Raw genomic sequence first — 26,165 nt, 5'->3', positions numbered from 1 at the left:
TGTCAACTTAAGCCGAAAACTATATCAGACAGGCGTTTTGCAAATCCATCACGCCCTCATCCCCTAACCCCTTCTCCCAAAGGAGAAGGGGAATTGAATGTCTAGCTCCCCTCTCTCTTGGGGAGAGGGGCTGGGGGTGAGGGCAAAACGTTTTCACCAAGCGGGTTTAGCGTTAAGTTGACACCAATCACATCTCTATGCTCCTACAGCCAATTCATTGTACTAGTTTAAGTTTTTGGTGAAAATGCAGCATATTCTTCTTTTGTCAACACTGCATCTTTCACATTTACCTCTTTGGGAATTAACTTCAATTTATAATATGTATCTGCAACACCTTGTTGTAGATTTATCAAATTGTCGTCAATTGGTACAATCCCAAAAGTCCGCCTGTTAGTTGCTTTTTTCATCGTTTCTAAATCAATTCCTAACACAGGTGCGAGAGTTTTTGCTACTTCTTCTCGATTCTGTTTAGACCATTCTTCTAAATTTTGAATTTCCTCCAGTATTGCCTTGACAGTTTGGGGATTTTCAGTGACAAATTTGCGAGTCATCAAATAATATCCTCCCTGTTTATTAATTCCTGTGCCATCAATTAGGACTCTAGCTTTAGTTGCCTCTTGAGCCGCTGCATAGAAAGGGTCCCAAATTACCCAAGCATCCACACTCCCTTTCACAAATGCAGCACGAGCATCAGCCGGAGCCAAATATTTAGGTTCAATATCTGTATATTTTAATCCCGCTTTTTCTAAAGCTTGGACTAACAATAAGTGGGCACTAGAACCTTTTTGAAAGGCAACTCTTTTGCCCTTCAAGTCAGTAACTTTTTGAATTTGGGAATTTTGAGGAACAAGAATTGCGGAACTAGCTGGAGTAGCCGCAGTCCCAACAACATAAGTTAGTGATGCTCCCGCTGCTTGGGCAAATATTGGCGGTGATTCTCCCACAGGGCCAATGTCAATACTACCCACATTCATCGCTTCTAGTAGTTGTGGCCCCGCTTGAAATTCAGTCCACTTTACAGTAATACCTTGTGGTGCTAAACGCTTTTCTAAAACACCCTTAGCTCTCAGCAAAACGGTCGTTTTTTGATAGCCAAATCTGACTACTTTTGCATTGGAAGCAGAATTGCTAACAGATGTGGCACTGGGATTAGGTGCATTAACAGTCGGTGTCGATGAACAAGCAGCAAATAGCAAGCTCAGACAAAGACCTGTAACAAAAGCCCCCACTATTGGCAAAGGAAAAGAAAAGAATAATTTATGTTGGTTGTTAAAGGGGATATTTTTGAATTCTATCAACGATATCCACTTGGGAATTAAGCGGCGAAAGATTTGGTTAATCATCAAAATGATTTCTCTGGACTACAACAATACTATAAACTTATAGGTTTACCGGAGTATATAAATAAATTTAGATAATTTAGATATAAATTGACATCACAATAGCGGGAAGTGGGTTAACTTGATACTTCCCCGCTTATTATCCCAATGCCAAAAAACACAGTACTAATTTAGTAAATCAGGTTCTTCGCGCACAATCCGGTCGTAAAGGGGCTGGAAACTGAACCATCCACTTACATGTGACCCCACTTGAGTTTGTGTTAAACGGGCTGTTTCGTGTTTGATAGCAGTAGGTCTACCCGCAGCTTCTGCCAACAGTTGACCTTGGCACGATCGCTCTAAGCTAATGTACCAAAAGGCAGCTTCATCTACTGTATGTCCCACAGTTAAAATGCTATGGTTACGTAGGATTATGGCTTTCTTTGGCCCCAAGGTATGCGCCAATCGCTGACCTTCAGAAGTTTCTAAGACAACACCTGTAAAATCGTCAAACAGGGCATGATCTTCGTAAAAAGCACAAGAATCTTGAGTCAAGGGGTCAAGGAGACGCCCCAAACTAGACCAGGCTTTACCATAAAGTGAATGGGCGTGAGCTGCTGCAATGACATCAGGTCGAGCTTCATGAATCTGAGAATGGATGGCGAAAGCAGCTTGATTTACCTCCGCATCGCCTTTAACCACCTCACCTTCTTTGTTAACTAGAATCAGGTCAGAAACTCGGATATGACCGAAGTATGCGCCGAATGGATTGACCCAAAAATGGTCTGTAAACTCAGGATCGCGAGCCGTAATATGGCCTGCAATTCCCTCGCTGAAGCCAAACTTACCAAACAGGCGAAAGGCGGCGGCGAGGCGTTGTTTACGGTGCAGGCGTTCGTCTTCAACTCGCTCGAAAACTGGGGGTTTTGGTCTAATATAGTTGGCCATGTTCTTTTTCCTCCTCTTCTTTACAGGGAGCGTTGGAATATCCAGAGCGAAAGGATTTGACGCTGTGAGATTCTGGGATGAACTGGTGACGCAAGACGCAACCAGTATCATTACCCAAAATATGAATGGATACAGATGCGCTCTGGGATGTGGTTTTGACGGCGTGGATATCACCATCTGGGGGTAAGAGACGGTAGATATCCCCTGGTTGAAGGCTACGCACTTCAGTTACTTGTAATTGTGCGTGTCCTTCGTCATTACCGCTATCTACACGGCGATAGACTGTTTCTTCTTGATTACCTTTATATAAACCAATCAATCCCCAGGCTAAATGGTCATGGACGGGAGTCGTTGAGCCTGGGGGAATCACCAAACTGAATACTGACAGGGAACGGTCTTTGGCGCGATAAAGCAGCCATTGACCAATACCGCCACCCATCCGGCTTTCGGGATTGACTTGGGCAAACTTTTCCGGTAGCCATTGCTGTTGGGCAAGGAGTTCTTGAAAATAGGGTTCTAGTCTAGCGAGAGTTTGGGTGCGATCGTCAACAGTGCTAGTGCTAATTTCCCGCACTGTTGCGACAAAGGATCGTAGTTCCTGGCTCTCAATAAACCATTGGTCTTTTGGTAACGGTTCTAAAATAGTGTGGTTCGTCATCTATATTCCTCTGTTTAGGAGGCGACTAAGATTAACTAATTCGTAATTCGTAATTCGTAATTCGTAATTCGTAATTCGTAATTCGTAATTCAATTACGATTTATTTTAATACCAGGATGAATCTTGAAGCCAAGTTGCTCAAGTTTTAGATGGGAAAGGGACTCCTTCAGAATGATAGTAAAAGGATATCGCTGGAAGACAGTAGCTTTACCTTGTGACAATAGCAGCCTAGCATGGCTGATGCGTACTGGATATAACGGTTGTTGGTTGGCATCAAGAATGAATACTTTAGTCATGCTATTTTGAATTTTGAATTTTGAATTTTTAGATTGGGGACTGGAAATTGGGAGAATTCTCTTACTGAGTTAGGGAACAAGAAAATTATTCTCCTCTGCCTCCCGCCCCTCTGCTCTTACTTAGCGGTGGGGCAAATAGTTGCAGCAACATCTACCCTTTTCGGTAGAATCTTTTGCTCTAGCATCCAGTTAGCCGTCTTCTGAATTTTGGCAACATCATCAGCATTAGGTATGACAAGTTGCTGTAACCCTTGATTTTCAGTTACCCGCTTGGCTACGGCTGGAGAAATTTTGATGTCTTTAACTAGAAATTCGGCTGATTTTGCGGTATTTTTATTCAACCAATCATATTCCTTGCTTAAACCGTCCAAAGCAGCTTTCACCGCCTCTGGAGATTTAGCAGCAGCCTGATTACGCACAAGCATTACACTGTAGGTTGGTGCTGGATGGGTTGTAGTGATTCTCCTAGCACCATGCTCTAATTCAGCAACTGAGATATATGGTTCCCAAACTGCCCAAGCGTCTACAGTTCCTTGGTAGAGCGCAGGTGCAGCATCAGTTGGAGCTAAGAAAATGCGTTGAACTTTATCTTTAGAAATTTTCTCTTTTTCCAATACTTTTAATAACAGGTACTCACCTGCACCAGCTTGATTTACAGCGACTTTTTTACCTACAAGGTCAGCAGGCTTACGGATAGAAGAATCACCACGGACTACGATCGCACTCGCCAATGATTCCGGTCTGGGACGCTGGACAGCACCAATGCAAAGCTCCTGACCGGCGGCAATAGCTGACAATCCAGGAATGTCTCCGCACCCACCGATATCGGCTTGATTAGCACTAATTGCTTGAAGTAAAGTAGCACATCTATCAAAGGGGCCAGCCCATTCAGTTTTAATATTCTGGGCTGCAAGCTTCTTTTCTAACTCTCCTCGTTGACGTGCAATTGGTACTACACCTCCCTTTTGGTATCCCAGGCGAATCAAACTAGTTTTCTCTTGAGTCTGGTTACTGACATTTTTGGCAGTTGTATTACTATTTGCAGAGTTACTTGGAGTGCAGCTAGAAATCACCAAACCTAGCCAGGAACTAGTAACCAATAAGACACTAAAGGACTTGGTTAAGTGTTGTGGCAATAAAAATAACAATTTTTTGAAATGATTCAACAACTTTTTTATTACTCCTTTTATTAAAGAAAAGATAATAATGAGAGTCTATATATCAACTCCAGCACTCTTGTCTTTACTGCTCATTTAGGAATTTCCAAGGAATAAATCATCCAATTCTGTGGGGTGTCTCACAATCATTTGTGGTTGGATATTTCTATTGGGAAGCTCTTAGCGATGATATTAATTTTCATAAATACGGTAAGTCGGTAGGATAACCGCTCATTAGCTACAAGCAGAAATTATCACATACAAATTTAAAAAGCAATAGGCTAGCTGTTAGGGAAGATAAAGCTACGCTTTCGCTATTTGGGGTTATTGTGGTTATGATGGGTTAAAAGGGCGTAATTGCTTGTAAATGCAGGGTTTTTTCTAACTGCGGATGTTTGAAGCGAAGTTCTCTGGCGTGCAGATGTAACCGACTAGTAACTGCATAGCATCCATAAAGGCGATCGCCTAAAATAGTTATCCCAAGTCCTCGCGCATCAGCTGCATGAACTCTCAACTGATGAGTGCGTCCTGTTAGTGGTGTAAATTCTACGCGGGTGTAGTCTCCTTCTCTCGCTATTATTTGGAAGTGTGTCAAGCTGGGTTTACCGTGCTGCCAATCAACTTTTTGCTCAGGGCGATTTTCAGGATCTCCCCACAATGGCAGTTCAATTTTACCTTGCTCAACTGTCAAAACACCCGAAAGTATAGCTTCATAAACCTTGTGAACCTGGCGTTGCTGAAACTGCTGGCTGAGTTGCCGATGGGTTTGGCGATCGCGTGCCAACAACAAAATCCCAGAAGTTTCTCGATCTAAGCGATGCACAGATACAAGTGCCATGCCATCAGCTAACAAATTACGTAAGCGACTCAAAACACTATCTTGGCGATCGCGATAACGCCCAGGCACCGAAAGTAATCCAGCAGGTTTGTTGACAGCAATCAGCCATTCATCTTCATAAATAATCGGTAAAGTAACCTCTCCCCAAACCCCTCCCCTATCAGGGGAGGGGCTTCTTACTCCCCCTTCCCTGATAGGGAAGGGGGCTGGGGGGTTAGGTCTTAACCCTGAGAGTAAAAACCCCATTAATGGCTGACATCGCTCGGCACACGCTCCGTAAAATTCTCCCGGAATTTTATCCTGATTTACGGAAGACTCACCCCACCAAAATTCTGCCATTGCTAGGGGTTTGAGATTATGTGTTGCGGCATAATGAAGCAGCTTTGGGGCACAACAGTCACCCGTACCAGTGGGCAAACCTCCTGGCATCAATTGTTGCAACGATCGCGATCGCCCGGAAAAATTAGTCAGGCTGTAGCTAGCGTGCATTTGAGCTTGCAATTGACGGGAAAGTGCTTTGCGCCGTTGTTTCAGTTCACTAATTCGCGCATCCGTCGCTGCAATTACCTGTTGTAGGGGCTGTAATACGGCATTTTGCTGGCGTTTAAGTTGTCGTCGCTCAATTCCCTGCTGACGACTCTCTTCGTCAAGTTGTTCAAGGGCAATAGTAAGCGCTTCGGGAGTGAGTGTATTGCAGATTTGCTGACGTTTTTCCTGTCGTTGGTGTTTGCAATGGCGATGGCGATCGCTCATTGCTTGCAACTGTTGTTCAAAGTCATTAAACAGGATTTCATACTGCTGGCGTTCGGTTAGTTGCTTCAAGGTAATAATTTCTTGCTTAATCGCGTCCAACTCAGCCAAAGTCCGGCTTTCCTCGAAAGCAACTTCGTCTCGTCCAGGAATTGGTGGAACCCAGCCCTCAACCACACTGCAACCATTCAAAAGACCGGAAAAAGCTTTTAGTACCCGTTGTTCGCCATTAGGCAGTTCAACTAATAGGATTCCATACATTTTGCCTTCACGAGAATAACAGTCATTGTTGGCAAGATATTGCATTAGTCCGTGGGCGATCGCTTCGGACATTGAGGTGCGGGGTAATTTTAGGCGAACGCCACTTTGCGGACAACGCCCTTCGTACCAATAACTACAAGATGAGTCAGCGATCGCAAAATCGCAGTCGATGAAATCTGAAAGTGCGTGCAGAACTACCATACAAGGTATGATTGCAAATCTAGCCGATCCTTTTAAATATATATAGCGTTTATGTAAGAATTCTATTGTGTTGAGTGCTTTTGGCAAATTGGCATCCAAAGTTTTTCTGTTGCAGTTTTAATTTATATATCAACAGGGTTACAGGGACATTGAGAAAATTCTACAAGGGATCAATTCCCGTCTCAAAATCCCACCCAATGGCCAGTTGTTGACGTTCATGCTCTCCCAACCACCTTAAGGTGGATGCAGCACAAGCGTCACCGCTTCACCACAACTGGCTAGAATTGAACCTCACACGACTCTTGTTGTCGCGTGATTCCTGCTTCAACGATCTTTGCCTGAATTGCTCCAGGTCTTACAAGTTCTCCACAGGCGTTTAGAGCCTCCGGGATACCCACGGCGGCTGTTAAAATTCTCAACCCCTCACCTAAAATATTTAAACTTGCATTCACGTCTCTCAAGTTGTAGTTATCACAACTAGGACAAGACCATTCACGCAACTTTAAATCCTTAACTAGTGGATTGATAAAACCACAACAGTTACAAGTTTGAGATGAGGGATAAAATGTCCCGACTTTCTGTACAATTCTGTCATGCCATAAAGCTTTGTATTCAAGCATGGCGACAAATTTTGACCAACTAGCATCTGAAAGCGAGAGAGCTAATTTGTGATTCTTTACCATGTTGGCAACTCGCAAATCCTCAATACAGATAATGCTGTTTTCCTTGATTAAGCGAGTTGACAGCTTGTGCAGAAAGTCATCTCTCAGATTCGTAATTCGTTCATAGGTACGAGCCAGCTTGATTTTCGCTTTAACTCTATTGCTACTACCTTTTACAGTGCGGGATAGTTTTTTATGGCATAAGCGTAACTTACGAGTTTGAGTCCGATAATATTTGGGGTTGTCTACCGTCTCGCCATTACTAGTAGTCAGGTAAGACTTTAGCCCTAAGTCCAGTCCAATATTCTGTGTGACTTGAGGATACTTTTCTATCTCTGTTTCGCACAAAATACTAGCAATATATTTACCGGACGTTGTACGAGTTATGGTAACGTTTACAAGCTTCCCGGTAATGTCTTGAGAGCAGTGAAACTTCACCCATCCTAACTTTGGGAGTTTTAAACGATTCTCTATTACCTGAATGTTGCCGTTAGTCAGGTTAGTTTTGTAAGACTGTTTACACCCATGTTTCTTTTTAAATTTAGGAAAACCTACACCTTTATGGCAAGCGTTGTCGAAACACTTCTTCCCTTTGGTCTTCTTTAAATCAGCAAAAAAGTTTTTGTACGCCGTCTCTAAATTCTTGAGTGAGTTCTGTAAGGCAAACTTATCTACCTCTTTGAGCCATTCAATTTCTTTCTTGAGTACAGTTAGTTGCTGACTGCAAGCGTTGTAGTTTAAGGTTTTTTGTTCAGTACTATATAACTCTTTTCTTAATGCCAAAAAGCGGTTGTATACATACCTTGCACAACCAATAGTCTTGTTGATTAAGACTTCTTGGTTGTGTGTAGGTATGAGAGTGACTTTAAATGCTTTTTGGATGGCTGGCAACTTTTTGCAATTGTTACGATACACCTTAATTTTAACACGAATTCACGCTTAATATAGAGCGCCTAACTCATGACTGGAAGTCACGAGTGTGCGGCTTGAAGAAATCAAACAGAAAATATATAGTACAAATGCACTGGCACAGATATAAGTTGGTGATGGCAGTGTTTGAGTCTGTAGTTGTCTAAGTTTATGTCAAGCTAAGTGTTGAGGACAGTAGCCCAATCCACGAATATAACTTTGTCGGAATATTTCAATTTCATTGGGTTGCGGTCTACCATGAGAAACTACTGCTACCTGATAGCGTTGCATAACATTAAGTGCTGATTCTCCAGCTTCCAAACTGCTCAGAACATTACTTATGAATTCGGGTGGTGAGTAAATAATTCCCACTTCGCTCAAGAAAGCTTTAATATCTTTATATTTTTGTTCCGATACAAAAGATTTAATTTTGACATTGATTATCCAACCATGAAATTGATTAATTACAGTAATAAATTCCAGACAAAAGTCATTCCTACTAAAATATTCCACAACCCGCAGTGTCAGACTAGCATTGGCCAGATAGTATAGGTATTGCATAATTTTTAAAGCAGAATTGAGACTTTCAAAAAATAATCTATAAATCTAAAGATTTAATGAGGATTCTAAGTTTTTACAGAAAAAATAATTAGATAAATTTCTTCTAATCAAAGTAAAGGGAAATACTACTTTGTCTATTAAGGTTTGCAAATAAATATGTCAGATTGCAGAATCTAAATTAACTTGTTGTGTTGTTTGTAACAATATATTAAAATTATACAAAAGTTTGACCACGCAGAGGGTGTATCCTGCGATCGCGAAGATGCCAATCTTCTTTTGATACAACTTATGAAAATTTTGTTGGTAGAGGATGACGTATCACTGAGTACAGCACTCTTCGAGTTGTTGAGTGCAAATCGTTATACTATCGACATCGCAAGCAATGGCCAAGCTGGATTAGAACTAGCACTATCGACTGAATATGAGTTGATTTTGCTGGATTGGCTAATTCCGAAACTGGATGGGATTACCTTGTGTCGGCAACTGCGAAAGCAAGGCTACCGTAAATCTATTCTGTTGTTAACAGGGAAAAATTCTAATGCAGATATTGTGGCGGGGTTAGATGCTGGAGCAGATGATTACGTCATTAAGCCATTCAACCCAGAAGCATTACTAGCCAGAATTCGCTCTTTATTACGACGCAATGAGGCAATCTCATCATCCACCTTAACCTGGGGAAATCTCTGTTTAGATCCAAGTGCCGGCAGAGTAACTTGTAATGAGCAGGAAATTCCCCTGACAGCAAAAGAATACAAACTGCTGGAGTTGTTTTTGCAAAACCCAGACCGGATCTTTAGTCGTGCAGTGATTATAGATCGGCTTTGGGGATTTGATGATACACCGACTGAAAATGCAGTTACGACTCATATTAAAGACTTGCGAAAGAAACTGAAAACAGTAGGTCTAGCAGAAGATTTTCTAGAAACGGTATATGGTATGGGCTATCGGATCAAGCCTGCACCTAATCGCTCCATCTCTGTTGGGGAAAGGAATCAAGAGGGAAAGAAAAAACCCGGCCCCAAAGATATGACTTCTGTAAATCGGGTGCTGGAGCGCTTTCGTAATTCCTTTGCTGGACAGGTTGTGGTACTGGAGCGGGCAAAAACTGCACTCTTAGCCGGGAATTTAAATGAAGAGTTACATCAGCAGGCATTGCATGAAGCCCATAAGCTAGCAGGCTCAATGGGGTCGTTTGGTTATCCAGAGGGTTCCCGGCTAGCACGGAAAATAGAGCATTTGCTGCTTGGAGATTTCTCGTTATCTCCCGATCAAATCTCTGATTTCTCGCAACTGGTAACAGCATTACAGCAAGAGTTAACTAAGCCTGCTGTCACTTCCACCGCTCAAAAATTCCCGATCAACCAAAGTTATCGTCTGTTAGTCATCGATGATGATACGACGCTGACGGAGCAGTTACAAGCAGAAGCCGACTCATGGGGCATGAGGATGAAGGTTGCACCAAACTTAGCAACAGCCCGATCGCTTTTTTCCTTAAAAACCCCTGACGTAGTTTTACTGGATTTGAGTTTTCCAACAACAGAGGAAGATGGATTAATATTATTGAGCGAGATAGTACAGCGATCACCAAATATCCCAGTAATTGTTTTTACCGGACGAGATACCCTAGCAGATCGACTGGCAGTCTCGCGTTTAGGAGCTAGACAATTTTTGCATAAACCGGCGACAACCGAGCAGATTTTTCAGGCGATCGCTCGTGTCTTACCTCAACCTCAAACTTCCGAAGCCAAAGTTTTAATCGTAGACGATGACCATGTAATACTGGCTGGATTATCGGCGTTACTAACTCCTTGGGGGCTGGAAGTAACAACCCTCTCCCAATCACAACAATTTTGGCAGGTGTTGATTGCAACATCTCCAGATTTGGTAGTACTAGATTTAGAAATGCCGATAGTGAACGGTTTAGAGTTGTGCCAAGTCGTGCGCCAAGATGCCCAGTGGGGAGATTTACCGATTTTAGTAGTTACAGCCCATACCGAAGCAGAATTTCTTCAGCAAGCTTTTGCTGCCGGAGCCGATGATTTTATTAGCAAGCCAGTGCTAGGGCCAGAACTTGTGACACGGGTACTGAGCCGCATTCAAAGAACGCGCTGGCGCTCTCATGCAGGGAAAAGTTAAGCATGATGAGAAATTATTCACGATTATTGAAGTACGGTGTTGCTATTGGTTCAGCTGCGATCGCCACCCTCCTCTCACTCTGGCTAGAACCGCTGATTTCTCGAACCATTGGGGCATTTTTCTACATAGCGATCGTTGCAAGTACTTGGTACGGTGGCTTTCAACCAGGGATCGTTACAGTTGTCCTTTCCACACTGGCAATTGATTATTTCTTGATTCCCCCTCGGTATCAGCTGGCGATTAATCAACCAGAAGATATATTCCGGCTAGCTCTTTTCCTACTAGTTGCCTTGATAATTAACCTGGTGACAGGCAATCTTCAGTACAGCAGACGGAAGATTCAACAACTCAACCAACAATTGTCTCAAGAAAATGCCGAGCAATTACGGATGACTCTTGACGAACGCAAACAAGCACAAGAAACGCTGCAACAGCAATTTGAGCAACAGCGTTTAGTGATGGAGATGACCCAGCGTATCCGGCGATCGCTGAATTTACAAGATATCTTGCAAACTACTGTTGATGAAGTGCGGCATTTTCTGGAGTGCGATCGCGTCACGATCTTCCAATTTTATCCAGGTTGGGGTGGAACGATTGTGATTGAGTCCGTTGCACCAGACTGCATGGCTCTTTTACCACTCCAGATTTATGACCCTTGCATTGGTGAAGAGAACGTCGAACCTTTTAAACAAGGCTTAGTCACTGCGAAAACTGATATTTATACTGCCGGAATTAGTCCCTGTCACATTGCATTTTTAGAAAGTCTCCAAGTAAGGGCAAATCTGGTCGTTCCCGTTTCCTTGGGAGATGAATTGTGGGGATTATTGGCAGCTCATCAATGTAAGGCTCCTCGTGAGTGGCAATCTTCAGAAATTGCTCTGTTGCGGCAGTTAGGAGCGCAGGTAAGCATTGCTATCCAGCAAGCAGCTTTGTTCAAACAGTTACAGACAGAACTAACAGAGCGCAAACAGGCAGAAATTGACCTACAACAACTGAATACCGAACTTGAGCAACGGGTGCAAGAACGCACTGCACAACTGACAGAGACGAACGATCGCCTGCGAAAAACAGTTATAGAGCAGCAACAAACCCAACTCACACTTTTAGAACAGGCGCAAATGCTGGAGCTTCAGGCTGTAATCACCCGAAATATGGGGGAAGGCATCTGCTTAGTGAGAATTGATAATGCAATCATTGTCTATGCCAATCCGAAATTTGAGCAGATGTTTGGCTATGAATCTAATGAACTCAATGGTCAACAAGTTTCGATTGTGAACTGTGTCACCAAATCGGTAACTACTAAAAATGTAAATCAAGCCACTTTGTCTGCCGTTTTACAAAATACTGAAGCCACATATCAAGTCCAGAATCTTAAAAAAGATGGTACACCATTTTGGTGTAGTGTGACAGCTTCTGTATTCAGACATCCCGACTACGGCGACGTTCTAGTTGCAGTTCACCAAGATATCACTGAGCGCAAAGGCATTGAAGAAGCTTTACGCGAAAGCGAAGAAAAGTTTCGTCAGTTGGCAGAAAACATCCAAGCAGTATTTTGGATGACCGATAATCAAAGTCAGCAAGTTCTATATGTGAGCAATGCTTATGAAACCATCTGGCAAAGAAGTTGTGAAGACTTGTATCATAACTATTCAAATTGGTTAGATGCAATTCACCCAGAAGATCGCCAGCGCGTCGAAATTGAAGTCATTGAACAGCTTAAACCAGGGCAATACGATAAAAAATATCGGATTATCCGTCCTGATGGTTCAATCCGTTGGATTCGCGATCGCGCATTTCCGATCAAAAATGAATTAGGCGCAGTAGTTCGGATTGCTGGGATTGCCGAAGATATTACTGAATTAGAGCAGATTAATTTGATCAAGAGTGAGTTTATTGGCATTGTGAGTCACGAACTCCGCACTCCCTTAACTGCAATTCGCGCAGCACTAGGCTTACTACAAACTGGTATCTACGACAAAAAACCAGATAAATTTAAGCGGATGATTGAGATTGCAGCCATCGATAGCGATCGCTTAGTGCGTCTTGTCAACGATATTCTCGATTTGGAACGCTTAGAATCGGATCGAGCCGTCTTAGAAAAAACCACCTGCAATGCGGCTGATTTAATTCAACAAGCAGTAGCCGGACTGCAAGCGATCGCCAATCAGCAAAATATTACCTTTCAGATCCACCCTACCAATGCTCAAGTTTGGGCGGCGGCTGATGCTATTGTGCAAACACTCACCAATTTGTTAGGTAATGCGATTAAATTCTCACCTGCCGATTCTACTATTACTCTCAGTGTCCAACAGCAAACAGACCGCGTACTATTCCAAATAACGGATCGAGGACGAGGTATTCCAGCAGATAAGTTAGAAGCAATCTTTGGAAGATTTCAGCAAGTAGATGCCTCTGATTCTCGCACCAAAGGCGGCACAGGCTTGGGATTGGCAATCTGTCGTAGTATTATTGATCGGCATGGTGGGCAAATTTGGGCTGAAAGTACTCTTAGTATTGGCAGCACGTTTTTCTTCACTCTACCATTGCCGGGAAATTAGGCAGAGGAGCAGAGGGGCAGAGGGGCAGGGGAGCAGGGGAGCAGGGGAGCAGGGGAGCAGGGGAGCAGGGGAGCAGGGGAGCAGGGGAGCAGGGGAGCAGGGGAGCAGGGGAGCAGGGGAGAATAACCAATGACAAATGACAAATGACAAATGACCAATGACTAAAAAATTGTTAATTGTGGATGATGAAGAACGAATCCGCGAATTAGTACAAGCTTGTTTAGAAGACTTGGGAGGATGGGACACGCTGACTGCTGCATCAGGGTCAGAAGGATTAAAAATCGCCCAGACAGAACCCATTGATGCCATTCTACTTGATGTCTCTATGCCTGACATGGACGGCTTTGCAGTATACGAAAAACTTCAGGCAAATTCAGCAACCCAAGGGATTCCAGTGATTCTATTAACAGCGAAAGTCCAAGGAAGCGATCGCGCCCGTTTTGCCCAGATGGGAATTGCTGGGATTATCACCAAACCTTTTGAACCCACCTCTATTTGCAACGAAGTTAGTGAGATTCTGGGGTGGAACGATTAATAGTTAATTTGTAAGAATTCAGGAGTCAGAACTCAGGATTCAGAATAGTTAAAGAATCAGCAGAGCATTTGATGAATAAATATACCAATCATTCTAGATTCCTGATAAATTCTGACTCCTGACTCACCTCGACTACGCTCGGCGACCACCTGGGTGCTGAATTCTTACGTTAATTTTTGTAACAAAATCTATATCTTTATTAGTTTTTTATTTTTGTAATTTATCTTTCTTGGTTACAGATAAAAGATTTTTATCTGTAACCAAGAAAGGTATATGAAATAAAATGAACATACTAGAGGAGGTAAATATAATCTGCAAAACGATATTGCTCATTGATGATGAACTGCATGTCCGTGAGATAGTAAAATTTTGCCTCCAAGATTTAGCTGGTTGGAATGTGGTGACAGCAGATTCTCCATTAGAAGGATTGCAGAATGCAGTACACCATACTCCTGATGCGATCGTATTAGATATCTCAATCCGCGATCTGGCTAGTTTTGAGTTTATGAATAAACTAAGAAATCATCCAGAAACTCAAGCTATTCCTGTAGTGTTGCTCAGTGCGAAAGCGCGATGGTTGGATTCGCAAATTTTGCGACAGTATCAAGTTGCAGGTGTAATTCTCAAACCCTTTAATCCAGTTACCCTCCCGGCTCAGGTTGCTCAATTGCTGGGTTGGGATTTTACTTGACTAAAAGATTAAACAAGAATGGGTAAAACATCCGTAAGAATCCAGAATCCAGAATCCAGAAGTCAGAATTAAGAAGACTTTGATACCTAAACTTAATAAGTTTAATAAAATCAAGAAGTTATTACACCCTTGATTTTACAATTATTCTGGCTCCTGACTCCTGATATCATGTCCGTATAATTAGTTATGATTTCCACAGTCATTGCACCCCACCCCCAGCCCCTCCCCGCAGGCGGGGAGGGGAGACAAAGCATAGCTTTGGCGGGGTGGGGTTCTTGGGGTTTAGTAAGTAATCAAGCCGACATGATATGACTCCTGAATTCTTACAAACATCCAAATATATAACAGAATTTGCAATTACTTGGAGTACAAAAAATTCCTAGAGACGCATAACTAGCTGTGCGTCCTTAGCGTGTATCTCATGCAAATGAAAATTCCTATAAATTGCAGCCCGAATATCAAGGTTTAGCCTTTAAGCAATTGGTTTGATTTTGACGTTATTATCAACTACAGCAATCCTAAATCATTAGTAAGAAAGAAAATCGCTGAAACACTTATAGATACTTACTTTCTGCCTATACATTTTCTCACATTTCAATTTGGATTGCTATATCAAGTTTAAGCTTGAATTTAACTTAACGTTTTGCGGAATTTGGAATAAAATTAAATACTAGAGAAAAATTTTACATCTAGTTAAGTGCATATACATAGATTATTACTATGCTCTTCAATCGTCTATCGGGTTCTGAAATTGATTTAAAGCAAATCCTCGATCGAATTAGGATGCTGGTCGATCAAATTCATCAGTCACTTGAAGTAAGTGAAATTCTCAAGATTATTGTCAGCGAAGTTAGAACAACATTAGAAAGCGATGTCTACAACGGGCTACGCCTACGTGCCATTATCTATCGCTTTTTTTCCGATGGAGATGGAGTTATCGCAGAAGAGTCTGTAAGTAATGGATGTAAACCGATTCTAGGGCAATTAATTTACCATCCTTGCTTCAATGCGACATGGGTAGAGCGATATCGAGATGGAAGCGTTGGTGTCATTAAAGACATTCATACTACAACCCTTGGCCCTTGTTACAAAAAACTATTAACGGACTTGCAGATTCGAGCTAATTTAGTAGTACCAATTTTAATAAACTATCAAGAACTTGATGGAGTTTCTAGTACATATCCTCATTTATGGGGCTTAGTAATTGCTCACCAGTGCAGTGGCTCGCGTCAATGGAGTTCTTTAGAAATTGAGTATTTCCAACTGATAGCCGCAGAGCTAGGAATCGCTCTTGGGGAAGCAGAACGCCATCAGCAAAAGGCTACATCCTGCCAAAAACTAACGCTGCAACTCAATCAAAACCTGAAAAATTTGACAGTTCAGCCAAAGTTGAAGTCAATGAAAAGAAATCTGTATCAGAATTTTAGAGGTTCCATTATCACAAGAACAGCATTGCCAAAGAATATATCAGTTGGGGACTTGATTGCATTTGACCGATTACAAACTCCAGTTTGGATTTATGATATTCAAAACTTGCAGATGTGGTGGGCTAATCAATCCGCTCTGCATATTTGGAATGCTCAAAGTCGAGAAGAATTGCTCAGTCGCAACTTCAGTGATGTTTCTGTGTCTACTCACACTCGAATGCAAAGTTATTTGCAAGAATTTCAGCAAGGGAAAACCATCACTGAAAACTGGACATTTTACCCAGAAGGAAAACCTGTTTCTCTGCGCTGCATCTTTTCTGGAATTCAAATTGAAGAAGGGCGAATGGCGATGCTGGTTGAAGGATCGACAGAAATTATCAATCAGATCGATCGAGAAACACTCAGATCGGTTGAAGCCCTACGTCACACCACAGTAATGATCTCGCTTTACACGATGGATGGTGTACCTTTGATGCAAAACCCGGCAGCCCTGCGCTGTTATCGGGATACGCTGTACCCTAACTCGTCAGCTGAGAATATTTTCCTGAGTCACTTTGTTGACAAGAGTGTTGGACAACAAGTTATGAAAGCGATTCATTTCGGTGAGGCGTTCAGCATAGAGGCTCAAGTGTTCACTACTGAGGGGATTCAATGGCATGGGATGGATATACGATCTACCCGCGATCCCGTAACGGGTAACTCCATCATCCTCGTCAACGAAAAGAATATTACCAAGCAACAAGCTGCACTACAAGAACACCAGCGTGTAGAATCAGAATTGCGCTGGCGGGAAACTTTGCTGCGTTCTATGACTGAAACTTCTTTGCTGGGATTTTTTGTTGTTGACAATCGTACCGACGAAATCCTTTATTTCAATCACCACTTCTGTACAATTTGGGGCATTGAACATCTAGAAGACCAAATGCGTTTGGGTGCTTTAAAAAATAATGACATCATTCGTGATTGTATATCTTCAATTGTCAATGCATCGGCATTTGTTGAATCCTATAAACCGTTGCAGTCTGAAGAAAATCGTTGCACGATTGAGGATGAAATTTTATTTGTCGATGGGCGAACGATTCGCCGCTTTTCCAGCCAAATTCGGGATACTCAGGATCGATACTTTGGGCGGTTATACATTTTTGAAGACATTACTCCTCGTAAACAAATCGAAGCCGCACTCAAAACCAGTGAAGAAAGATGGCAGTATGCCTTGGAAGGAAATGGCGACGCAGTTTGGGATTTGAATGCTGAAACTAACGAAGTCTTTTTTTCCCGCCGATGGAAAGAAATGTTAGGGTTTGCAGAGCATGAAATTGGAAATACCCTCAGTGAATGGGAACAGCGGGTTCACTCCGATGATAAAGCGAGGGTTTACGAGGAGATTATCAAGCATTTGTCCGGTGAAACCCAACAATATGTCAGTGAATATCGGATTAAGTGCAAGGATGGAACCTACAAGTGGATTCTAGATCGGGGTCAAGTTTCGAGTCGCGCCAAGAATGGTTTTCCCCTACGGATGCTAGGAACCCATACTGATATTACTGAACGCAAGCGTATGGAAGAAGCGCTACGAGAAAGCGAACAACGCTATCGTTCTGTAATTACAGCGATGGCAGAAGGTATTGTCCTACAGCAATCCGATGGACGCATTACCACTTGTAATGACAGTGCCGAAAGAATTTTAGGGTTAACAGCCGATCAAATGATGGGGCGAACTTCCATCGCTTTGCTATGGCGAGCCATTCATGAAGATGGTACTTCTTTTCCAGGCGAAACTCACCCCGCCATTGTCACCTTACGCACCGGAAAACCTCAATTTCATGTGATTATGGGAGTTCATAAACCTGATGGCAGCTTGACTTGGATTTCAATCAATTCTCAGCCACTGTTTGAATCCGATGAATCAAAACCATCTGCGGTGGTGACATCATTTACAGATATCACAGAGCGCAAACAGGCACAAATTGCCCTGCAACAGCAAACAGAACGGGAACGCATGGTTTATGCGATCGCTCAACATATCCGTAGGTCTTTAGACTTAGATGAAATCTTAAACACAACTGTTGCTGAAGTCCGACATTTTCTGCAAACCGATCGCGTCATCATCTATCGCTTTAACCGTGATTGGAGTGGTGTGATTGTCACGGAATCTGTAGCAGCAGGTTGGCAATCGATTTTGAATATGGAAATTACAGATAGCTATTTTGTCGAAACACAGGGACAGTATTACCAACAAAGTAGTCTCACAGTCACTCCAGACATCTATAGCGCTGGATTTTCACCTTGTCATGTAGAGTTATTGGAAAGGTTGCAAGTCAGAGCCAAGCTAGTTGTACCAATTTTACAAGGCGATCGCCTTTGGGGTCTTTTGGTTGCTCATCATTGTAGCGCCCCACGTCAGTGGCAACCTTGGGCAAGCGAACTACTTCAGCAATTGGCAACACAGGTAGCGATCGCTATTCAGCAATCAGAACTTTATCAACAATTGCAGCGTGCCAACCAGCAGCTTGAAAATATGGTAATGGTAGATGAATTAACTCAAATTGCCAATCGCCGATGTTTTGATATTAAGCTTAATTCTGTCTGGCAATATCTTTTACGAGAAAAAGGTTTTGTCTCACTACTTTTATGCGACATTGATTATTTTAAACAATATAACGATACTTATGGTCATGCGACCGGAGATGATTGTTTGCGCTTTATTGCCCAAGCTTTCAAACAAAGTGTCAAACGTTCTAGAGATTTAGCTGCTCGTTATGGCGGAGAAGAGTTTGTTGTCATCTTGCCTAACACTGCTAGTGATGGGGCTTTTCACGTTGCCCAAGAAATTCATAAAGCTATCCAACAGCTAAATATTCCCCATACGGCATCGCCTGTGAAGCACCACGTCACTTTGAGTATCGGAATTGCCACAGTTATTCCGACATCTAATATGGTTCCTTTAGATTTGATTGAGGCAGCAGATCAAGCCCTTTATCAAGCCAAAGCAAACGGGCGTAATCGTTCTTGTATAAATAGACTGTGTTAGAGGATCTTTGAAAAGTCATGATTGATGTATCAAATATTTTTTTACCCCTCCCTAACCCTCCCCAATATATCGGGGGGATTAAGGGGGGTAAGAATGTGATTAAAATCACAGCCAAACACTTTTAAAACAACCTCTTAGAGAGTGAGTGATACCTGCGGTTCTTGCTACCCTACGCTAATCAAGTAATTGTTAATATTTTCTAAAGTTTTTTCACTACTGTCATTTCTTTATTAGTTCTTTATTTTCTGTTTATAAATTAAAGCTGTTGGTAGTTAAGCCAAGAGCAAACTACTTATTTGTGTTTAACTTTTTTAATAAAACAACAATACTATGACAAACTGCCCTTGTTGTTCTAACCAAATGCTTCGTCACATTCGTTTACAAGAAACCTACTGGTTCTGCCGTCACTGCTGGCAAGAGATGCCTAACCTGAGTTTAGATAAAAGTACTTTAAATTTGACTAGAAAAAACACATTATTAGCCAGAGAACCAATTTCAGTCAACCACAAACTTTTGAAAATGAACGTCAGAACAGAGCTTTGTGCCTGAGTGAATCAGGAAGCAAACACCAAACGAGCTATGCGTAAGCTTTTAGAGGTTGTTTGAAAAGTCTAATTTATTACTAACTCGGCAATTGTAAATCTCGCCTACACAGCCAAAACCCTTGTTTTGTATTAGTCTACGGAAGTGGACGAGAGTTTGTGTATTACCGAATTCTATTCGCCCAATACTTTTCAAACATTCTCTTAAATAGCTAGATGTATCGTTTGAATACTGACTAATATATTAAAAGATAATAAACCTCATCTATGTTGAAACCTAGAGTTTTTTAAAAGATATATTTATGTAGGTTGGGTGGAGTGAAACGCAACCCAACATTACCACCAAATTTTATGTTGGGTTATATCATGTCCGCATAATTAGTTATGATTCCCACAGTCATTGCACCCCAGCCCCTCCCCTTTATAAGGCTACGGTGTACACACATCTCTAAAAATCCTACCCACCCAATATTTCTGTTCAAGTGAAAATCGCACACTGAGCAAATATCACGCCCAGAACTCAAGTTCCGGGCTGATAGCTAAAGTCCACTAAGCGTGGACTGAACTAAATTTATTGTTTAGTCCTCCAAAAGATGACTTTCGCTATGAGACTCGGAATTTATTCCGAGGCGGGATAGATACACTGCACCAACACTTGTGTGTACACCGTAGGCTTGCGGGGAGGGGAGACAAAGCGCAGCTTTGGCGGGGTGGGGTTCTTGAGGTTTAGTAAGTAATCAAGCGGACATGATATTACAGAATATTCAAGTGAGTTAAATACACAATCTATCTAAGTTTCAAAACCCAGTATAAAGACTGTTTTACTTCTGTTGCCACAGCGAGGCATAAGCCCATTTTAACTCATGAATTATGAATTATACTCTATCTACAATTTATCCACAAAAAGACTTTAAAAACTTACGATTTTATTGATTATTAGATTTAGAAAAAGAGCAAAAAAGCCGCCTTAATGACTATCTTTTATCGCTTGTTCATCTGCTTTAATTACTAAAGTTAACTGGATTATAACCACTCTAAAACATACGAATATTAAATGACTCTTAAACCGTGTAATTCAGTACTCTTGCATCTTAGTTAAGTCTGATATCTTCTTGAGAACAGCTTTATTGTTGTCAGGTAGATTGATGAGTCGAATTAATGGATTTGTCGGGCGACGTAATTTCTTGAAATTCGCCAGTGTCGTAGGTATTGCAGCTACTACTTTTGGTGATAGCTTTTGGAATACAGAGCAAACTGCTGTTGCTGATATTCACCCAGTTAACCCTAATTCAATCAGTCCAAATGAAGCCATCAAACGCTTGCTTGATGGTAATCAAAGATTTATCAATCAAAAACGTCAATATCCAGATCAATCACTAGAACGCTTACGATTAGTTGCGAAAGCTCAGTATCCCTTTGCTGCCATATTAGGCTGTGCAGATTCTAGAGTACCTGCGGAAATTGTCTTCGATCAAGGACTTGGAGATTTATTTGTCGTGCGAGTTGCTGGTAATGTTGTCAGTGACACGGTTATAGGTAGTCTGGAATATTCTACAGCAGTATTGGGTTCGCAGTTGATTATGGTTTTGGGTCATAGAAGATGCGGTGCAGTAGCAGAAGCAATCAAAAACGAACCACTTCCTGGTAGAATTGGTTTGATTATTGAGGGTATCAAACCATCTATAGAAAGGGTAAAGTTCAGAACTGGTGATAATATGCAAGATGCAGTTATAGCCAACATTCAGTATCAGACTGAAAAATTGCAGGAAAGCTCAACTATTTTAGCTAAATTGCTCGGTGAAGGTAAACTAAAAATTGTTGGTGCTTGTTACGATATTGACACTGGTAAAGTCAACATTATTACTTGAATATTTCACACCTTTTAAGCGTAGGATTCTTAGTTCAATAATGTTGGAAAAATGTTTGAGTTGATCTACGCTAACGCAAACTCACAAAAATTTAGAAAAAACTTAAAGTTTGTAACAAATAAACCCAGCAGGGACTATATAACAAGGTCGCCTGCCAGGAAGGTATAGTATATTCTGGCCATGTTTGATTGGTTAGCGCTTATTTGTAAAAAATAATTGCGTATCCCTAAATACAATAACTAAATGCTTCGGAAAACACAGTTAAGAAAAGTTACTAAATAGGTTAATTTCCAATTAAAACCCAATAGGCTTGGGTTAAGAGTTATTCGACCTAGATAATTGGTTTTTCAAGACGCGATAAATCAAGACGCGATAAATCGCGTCTCTACATCAGGATTTTGTTGCTCTATCTGAACTGTATTGAATTAAAACCAACAATTTCCCGAATGGAGGGGCAGGGAAGACAAGGGAGAATGATTGAACAAATTTCTTCTTTGCCTCTTCCCAATGCCCAATCCCCACTTGCCCTGAGCGTTCGCGTAGCGTCTCGCAGAGAAGCCGTTCGCGTAGCGTCTCGCAGAGAAGGGATGCCCCATAATATAAGAAAGCGCTTCACACTTCTTAAATAATCAGCTTTATTAGAACAATGGCGAGAGACTTGCGGGGATTCATTAAAATTTTGGAAGAAAGAGGACAATTACGGCGAATTTCTGCTTTAGTTGACCCAGACTTGGAAATTGCTGAGATTTCCAACCGGATGCTGCAAAAAGGTGGGCCAGGGTTGTTGTTTGAAAACGTCAAAGGCGCTTCCTTCCCGGTGGCGGTGAATTTGATGGGAACTGTGGAAAGGATTTGCTGGGCGATGAATATGCAGCATCCAGAGGAGTTGGAAACTCTGGGGAAAAAATTAAGTATGCTGCAACAGCCAAAACCACCGAAGAAGATTTCCCAGGCGATAGATTTTGGCAAAGTGCTGTTTGATGTGGTGAAAGCGAAACCAGGACGAGACTTTTTCCCCGCTTGTCAGCAAGTTGTGCTTCAAGGTAATGATTTAGATTTAAATAAGTTGCCTTTGATACGTCCTTATATTGGTGATGCTGGCAAGATCATCACGCTAGGACTAGTAATTACCAAGGATTGTGAGACTGGTACTCCAAATGTAGGTGTGTATCGCTTGCAACTACAATCTAAAAATACCATGACGGTTCACTGGTTATCGGTGCGGGGTGGGGCGAGGCATTTGCGAAAAGCAGCGGAACGTGGGAAAAAATTAGAAGTTGCGATCGCACTTGGTGTAGATCCTCTAATTATTATGGCAGCAGCTACACCCATCCCTGTAGATTTATCAGAATGGCTGTTTGCTGGACTTTACGGCGGTTCTGGTGTGCAGTTGGCAAAGTGTAAAACTGTAGATTTGGAAGTTCCCGCAGATTCCGAATTTGTCTTGGAAGGAACGATTACACCAGGGGAAGTTTTACCAGATGGGCCTTTTGGCGACCACATGGGTTATTACGGCGGCGTGGAAGATTCGCCGTTGGTACGCTTTGAGTGTATGACGCACCGGAAAAATCCGATTTACTTAACAACATTTAGCGGTCGTCCACCCAAAGAAGAAGCGATGATGGCGATCGCACTAAATCGCATTTATACGCCCATACTGCGCCAACAAGTATCTGAAATTGTCGATTTCTTCCTCCCAATGGAAGCTTTGAGTTACAAAGCAGCGATTATTTCCATTGATAAAGCATATCCCGGACAAGCACGACGGGCGGCTTTAGCGTTTTGGAGTGCTTTACCACAATTTACGTACACCAAATTTGTAATTGTTGTGGATAAAGACATAAATATTCGCGATCCGCGTCAAGTTGTGTGGGCGATTAGTTCCAAAGTTGACCCAGTGCGAGATGTGTTTATTTTGCCAAATACACCTTTTGATACCTTGGATTTTGCTAGTGAGAAGATTGGCTTAGGTGGACGCATGGGAATTGATGCAACTACAAAGATTCCGCCGGAAACAAATCATGAATGGGGTTCGCCTTTAGAATCCGACCCAGATGTGGCAGCGATGGTTGAGAGACGATGGGCGGAGTATGGTTTGGCAGAGTTGCAATTAGGAGAAGTAGACCCAAATTTGTTTGGCTATGATATGAAGTAACCTGTTATAGCTCAATACAGTTTAGATAGAGCAACAAAACCCTAATGTAGAGACGCGATTTATCGCGTCTTGAAGTTTATGTAGATTCTGATATATCAATAAGACTCCAGCCTTGGGTACTGATGCCAGAAACTTGAATAAATAATGACAAAAAAAGTGAAAAATCCAGCATCAAAGTTAGCGATCGGATTGGCATTCAGTTGTATTAGTGTGATACTCAATACTGGTATCGCTAGTAAAATAAGTTTAGCGAAATCAAGTAATTCTCAAAAGTGCGATATTTTTGCCTACGTCACCGATACAGATTCGCAAGGGTTAAATGTGCGGAGTGGTGCAAGTACAAATAATGTCATTATAGGACAAATACCCATCAACGAAACAGTTCAGGTTATTGGTGCTGCTGGAAATTGGGTGCAGATTACTAATGCTAGCAATGGTTTTCAAGGAACTGGATGGGTATTCGTACCAAAGTTAGGCTTAACAACGCGGGGCTACGGTACTAACGGCGTGGATTTCTATGTTAGTAGCAGTCAAAAAAGCCAAAAACTGAGAAGAATTCCTGCTAATACGCCCGTAAAATTGTTAGGCTGTCAGGGAGATTGGGCGCAGGTAGAATATCGAGGTGTTAAGGGTTGGTTGACAAGGGAAGAACAATGTGGTGCAGCCCTTACTAGTTGTTCTTAGAACCCCACCCCCAACCCCTCCCCGCAAGTGAGGAGGGGGCTATGAGAATTACTTTTAAAATTTTGGTTTTGGGATATTTGTTATGGCTTATCCATTTCCAGGAATGAACCCGTATTTAGAAGATCCTGAATTATGGCCAGGAGTACATGGGAGACTAATAGTTGCGATCGCAGATTATCTCTCTCCTCAACTACGTCTTAAATATTTTGTCGTGTCACAAGCGAACATGGTTTGGGCAGATGCACTTTTGCAAAAGAAGGGTTTACGTTAATACAATTAATAAGGGTTTTATATTTAATTTGTTTAATGGGTAATACTAATTATTTGATTTATTCTAAAATAAAATCCTAAAGATATGGACTGGACAACTACACTCAAAGCGCAACAAGCTGATTTTATTCAAAGGTTAAAAGCTGGGTGTTTATTGAATTGTGAAATAGAAGGTCAGCACAGTGAATTAACTGTGATATCGGGAGAAAAGTTAAAACAGTTGCGAAAATTTTGCTGGCGGATGGCAAACAAATATAAGCAGAATGCTGATGTTGAAATTGTCTTCATCAACCACATGAAAGGAAAACTGGGTGAAGAAGTTGTTAAAGCCCGTTTAGCTAATTCAGTTACAGAAGTTGACTATGAAACAAGGTTTGGCGGTGATGGGAAAGTTGATTTCTTCTTAACTTCTACTCCATCTGTTGGTATTCAAGTTAAAGCACGTCATAGCAGTATTGAAACAGTCCAATGGTCAGTTATTCAAGAGGAACTTGAAAAAAATGCTGTTTTAATTTGTATTTTAATTCAAGAAGAGGTGAGCGAAGCACAAACCGAATATCATCTAATCCAAGCTGGCTTTTTACCAACTGTAATGATTACAGTAAGTAATGGTACAGCTTCAGTAAAAATAGATGAATTATTATACTGTGGTGGATTACAAAGTTATCTAGAAAATATCGAGTCTTTAGAATCTGAACACTTAAGCTTCGCTAGCCACAAAGAGCAAAAAGAGAGCAAACAAGATATTGATCGTACTGAAAATGAAAACATGCTTGTCTCATTAGATGATCAAAGCAAAGCTTTTGCCTACTTAAGTGTAGGTATTGATCGCTATGTCAACCATAAATATGAAAAAGCTATTGAAGATTTTGATGACGTTATTCGTCTTAATCCTAATATTCCTGAAGCGTATAATAAACGAGGTTTAGCTCATAAAAAACTTGCAGATTATCGAAGTGCTATCCAAGATTTCACACAAGCCTTTCAACTGAGTAGCTTTTTAGCAGCAGGCTATATTTATAACCGTGGTCTTATTCATATTAAGATAGGGAATAAGCAAAGAGCAATTGCAGATTTTCAAGAAGCTGCTGATTTATTTAAAAAACAAGCAAACCAAAATTTTTACAACATAGCACTAAAGAAAATTAGACAACTTCAGCAGGAAACTAAGTCTCAGAATCACCAAAAGCCGAACTGGAAAGCGGGGGATCGAGTAAGTCACAAAGATTTCGGCATAGGTCAAGTAACTCATGTTTTTGGGTCAGGAGATAGATTATCTTTAGCGATCAAGTTCAATGAATCAAATCAAAAAATAATTGGTCCAAAAGGGGTTCTACTAATAAAGGTAGACTAAATATAGGCTGAACTCGTACAATTTGCCACTCAATATAAAGTTTTGGCATCCATAATTTATTTAATTTAAGATTAATTACAAAATGTAACGTGACTTTTGGGAATATCACCCAGACTGATTTAAAGCTTTACGCCAACTGGATATTTTAATAGAATAATCTCATCAAAAGATTCGCAGAAACATAAATGGACTGGATTACACTACTGCGATCGCACTTCCTCATCAAAAACCACATAATTAGCCCCCTCCTCGCTTGCGGGGAGGCAGGGTGGTTTCATACAAAGAAAGAAAAATAATAATGATTTGTAGAGGGTGGAGAAAAATTGATAGATAAAAAGTATGAATCTCATCGAA

At 41.5% G+C, this 26,165-nt stretch carries 18 protein-coding genes and 1 pseudogene; 11 read left to right on the top strand and 8 right to left on the bottom strand.

Annotated features, from left to right (window positions below; genetic code table 11):
* Positions 1-227: 227 nt before the first annotated feature.
* From V7K61_RS24135 to V7K61_RS24100, 8 genes are all read right to left on the bottom strand, one after another.
* Positions 228-1,343, bottom strand: a complete 1,116-nt coding sequence (locus tag V7K61_RS24135; RefSeq protein ID WP_335057194.1) for a sulfonate ABC transporter substrate-binding protein — start codon at positions 1,341-1,343, stop codon at positions 228-230.
* Between the two features lie 162 nt (positions 1,344-1,505).
* Positions 1,506-2,267: a class II aldolase/adducin family protein gene (locus V7K61_RS24130; RefSeq protein ID WP_099102510.1), complete on the bottom strand. Its 762-nt coding sequence runs from the start codon at positions 2,265-2,267 to the stop codon at positions 1,506-1,508.
* A complete protein-coding gene (locus tag V7K61_RS24125; protein WP_335057192.1) occupies positions 2,251-2,925 on the bottom strand; it encodes a hypothetical protein in 675 nt (224 codons plus the stop codon). Before V7K61_RS24125 ends, V7K61_RS24130 begins: the two co-directional genes overlap by 17 nt.
* Positions 2,926-3,014: 89 nt before the next feature.
* The gene (locus V7K61_RS24120; RefSeq protein WP_069068524.1) at positions 3,015-3,221 is read right to left on the bottom strand and encodes an RRXRR domain-containing protein; all 207 of its coding nucleotides are present in this window, start codon (positions 3,219-3,221) and stop codon (positions 3,015-3,017) included.
* A 116-nt stretch (positions 3,222-3,337) separates the two neighbouring features.
* Positions 3,338-4,321 carry an aliphatic sulfonate ABC transporter substrate-binding protein gene (locus tag V7K61_RS24115; protein WP_335057190.1) on the bottom strand — a complete coding sequence of 328 codons (984 nt, stop codon included), beginning with the start codon at positions 4,319-4,321 and terminating at the stop codon, positions 3,338-3,340.
* Between the two features lie 400 nt (positions 4,322-4,721).
* Positions 4,722-6,428 carry an RluA family pseudouridine synthase gene (locus V7K61_RS24110; protein WP_335057188.1) on the bottom strand — a complete coding sequence of 569 codons (1,707 nt, stop codon included), beginning with the start codon at positions 6,426-6,428 and terminating at the stop codon, positions 4,722-4,724.
* Positions 6,429-6,706: 278 nt separating this feature from the next.
* The gene (tnpB, locus tag V7K61_RS24105) at positions 6,707-8,005 is read right to left on the bottom strand and encodes an IS200/IS605 family element RNA-guided endonuclease TnpB (protein WP_335057186.1); all 1,299 of its coding nucleotides are present in this window, start codon (positions 8,003-8,005) and stop codon (positions 6,707-6,709) included.
* 168 nt (positions 8,006-8,173) lie between these two features.
* Positions 8,174-8,560, bottom strand: a complete 387-nt coding sequence (locus V7K61_RS24100; protein WP_335057184.1) for a hypothetical protein — start codon at positions 8,558-8,560, stop codon at positions 8,174-8,176.
* Positions 8,561-8,848: 288 nt separating this feature from the next.
* On the opposite strand from V7K61_RS24100, the gene V7K61_RS24095 reads away from it, so the two are divergent.
* The 11 genes and pseudogenes from V7K61_RS24095 to V7K61_RS24045 all read left to right on the top strand — a co-directional run bounded on the left by V7K61_RS24095 (position 8,849) and on the right by V7K61_RS24045 (position 25,811).
* Positions 8,849-10,696 carry a response regulator gene (locus V7K61_RS24095; RefSeq protein ID WP_335057182.1) on the top strand — a complete coding sequence of 616 codons (1,848 nt, stop codon included), beginning with the start codon at positions 8,849-8,851 and terminating at the stop codon, positions 10,694-10,696.
* A gap of 2 nt (positions 10,697-10,698) precedes the next feature.
* Positions 10,699-13,254, top strand: a complete 2,556-nt coding sequence (locus tag V7K61_RS24090; protein ID WP_335057180.1) for a PAS domain S-box protein — start codon at positions 10,699-10,701, stop codon at positions 13,252-13,254.
* Positions 13,211-13,387: a hypothetical protein gene (locus V7K61_RS24085; RefSeq protein ID WP_335057178.1), complete on the top strand. Its 177-nt coding sequence runs from the start codon at positions 13,211-13,213 to the stop codon at positions 13,385-13,387. The genes V7K61_RS24090 and V7K61_RS24085 overlap by 44 nt, the downstream gene beginning before the upstream one ends.
* A gap of 24 nt (positions 13,388-13,411) precedes the next feature.
* The gene (locus V7K61_RS24080; RefSeq protein ID WP_094353157.1) at positions 13,412-13,789 is read left to right on the top strand and encodes a response regulator; all 378 of its coding nucleotides are present in this window, start codon (positions 13,412-13,414) and stop codon (positions 13,787-13,789) included.
* A gap of 283 nt (positions 13,790-14,072) precedes the next feature.
* Positions 14,073-14,480 (top strand): response regulator, encoded by a 408-nt coding sequence (locus V7K61_RS24075; RefSeq protein WP_335057176.1) that lies wholly within the window; start codon positions 14,073-14,075, stop codon positions 14,478-14,480.
* Between the two features lie 720 nt (positions 14,481-15,200).
* Positions 15,201-18,938 (top strand): diguanylate cyclase domain-containing protein, encoded by a 3,738-nt coding sequence (locus V7K61_RS24070; protein ID WP_335057174.1) that lies wholly within the window; start codon positions 15,201-15,203, stop codon positions 18,936-18,938.
* 1,687 nt (positions 18,939-20,625) lie between these two features.
* Positions 20,626-21,348, top strand: a complete 723-nt coding sequence (locus V7K61_RS24065) for a carbonic anhydrase (protein WP_335057172.1) — start codon at positions 20,626-20,628, stop codon at positions 21,346-21,348.
* Between the two features lie 646 nt (positions 21,349-21,994).
* Positions 21,995-23,503, top strand: a complete 1,509-nt coding sequence (locus tag V7K61_RS24060; RefSeq protein ID WP_094353519.1) for a UbiD family decarboxylase — start codon at positions 21,995-21,997, stop codon at positions 23,501-23,503.
* Between the two features lie 144 nt (positions 23,504-23,647).
* Positions 23,648-24,187: an SH3 domain-containing protein gene (locus tag V7K61_RS24055; protein ID WP_335057170.1), complete on the top strand. Its 540-nt coding sequence runs from the start codon at positions 23,648-23,650 to the stop codon at positions 24,185-24,187.
* An 82-nt stretch (positions 24,188-24,269) separates the two neighbouring features.
* Positions 24,270-24,398: pseudogene (locus tag V7K61_RS24050) on the top strand (DUF4058 family protein); the annotation flags it as partial.
* 144 nt (positions 24,399-24,542) lie between these two features.
* Entirely contained in the window at positions 24,543-25,811 is a 1,269-nt protein-coding gene (locus V7K61_RS24045; RefSeq protein ID WP_335057168.1) for a tetratricopeptide repeat protein, read from the top strand.
* Positions 25,812-26,165: the final 354 nt, after the last annotated feature.

It is taken from the genome of Nostoc sp. (genome assembly GCF_036918015.1).
Taxonomy (GTDB): Bacteria; Cyanobacteriota; Cyanobacteriia; order Cyanobacteriales; family Nostocaceae; genus Nostoc.
Note: the sequence above shows the minus strand (reverse complement) of the source record. Positions and strands in the feature narration are given on the sequence as shown.

Coding starts and splice junctions, on each gene's coding strand:
- V7K61_RS24135 (WP_335057194.1), bottom strand. CDS start 1,343: ATGATTAACCAAATCTTTCGCCGCTTAATTCCCAAGTGGATATCGTTG.
- V7K61_RS24130 (WP_099102510.1), bottom strand. CDS start 2,267: ATGGCCAACTATATTAGACCAAAACCCCCAGTTTTCGAGCGAGTTGAA.
- V7K61_RS24125 (WP_335057192.1), bottom strand. CDS start 2,925: ATGACGAACCACACTATTTTAGAACCGTTACCAAAAGACCAATGGTTT.
- V7K61_RS24120 (WP_069068524.1), bottom strand. CDS start 3,221: ATGACTAAAGTATTCATTCTTGATGCCAACCAACAACCGTTATATCCA.
- V7K61_RS24110 (WP_335057188.1), bottom strand. CDS start 6,428: ATGGTAGTTCTGCACGCACTTTCAGATTTCATCGACTGCGATTTTGCG.
- V7K61_RS24100 (WP_335057184.1), bottom strand. CDS start 8,560: ATGCAATACCTATACTATCTGGCCAATGCTAGTCTGACACTGCGGGTT.
- V7K61_RS24095 (WP_335057182.1), top strand. CDS start 8,849: ATGAAAATTTTGTTGGTAGAGGATGACGTATCACTGAGTACAGCACTC.
- V7K61_RS24090 (WP_335057180.1), top strand. CDS start 10,699: ATGATGAGAAATTATTCACGATTATTGAAGTACGGTGTTGCTATTGGT.
- V7K61_RS24080 (WP_094353157.1), top strand. CDS start 13,412: ATGACTAAAAAATTGTTAATTGTGGATGATGAAGAACGAATCCGCGAA.
- V7K61_RS24075 (WP_335057176.1), top strand. CDS start 14,073: ATGAACATACTAGAGGAGGTAAATATAATCTGCAAAACGATATTGCTC.
- V7K61_RS24070 (WP_335057174.1), top strand. CDS start 15,201: ATGCTCTTCAATCGTCTATCGGGTTCTGAAATTGATTTAAAGCAAATC.
- V7K61_RS24065 (WP_335057172.1), top strand. CDS start 20,626: ATGAGTCGAATTAATGGATTTGTCGGGCGACGTAATTTCTTGAAATTC.
- V7K61_RS24060 (WP_094353519.1), top strand. CDS start 21,995: ATGGCGAGAGACTTGCGGGGATTCATTAAAATTTTGGAAGAAAGAGGA.
- V7K61_RS24055 (WP_335057170.1), top strand. CDS start 23,648: ATGACAAAAAAAGTGAAAAATCCAGCATCAAAGTTAGCGATCGGATTG.
- V7K61_RS24045 (WP_335057168.1), top strand. CDS start 24,543: ATGGACTGGACAACTACACTCAAAGCGCAACAAGCTGATTTTATTCAA.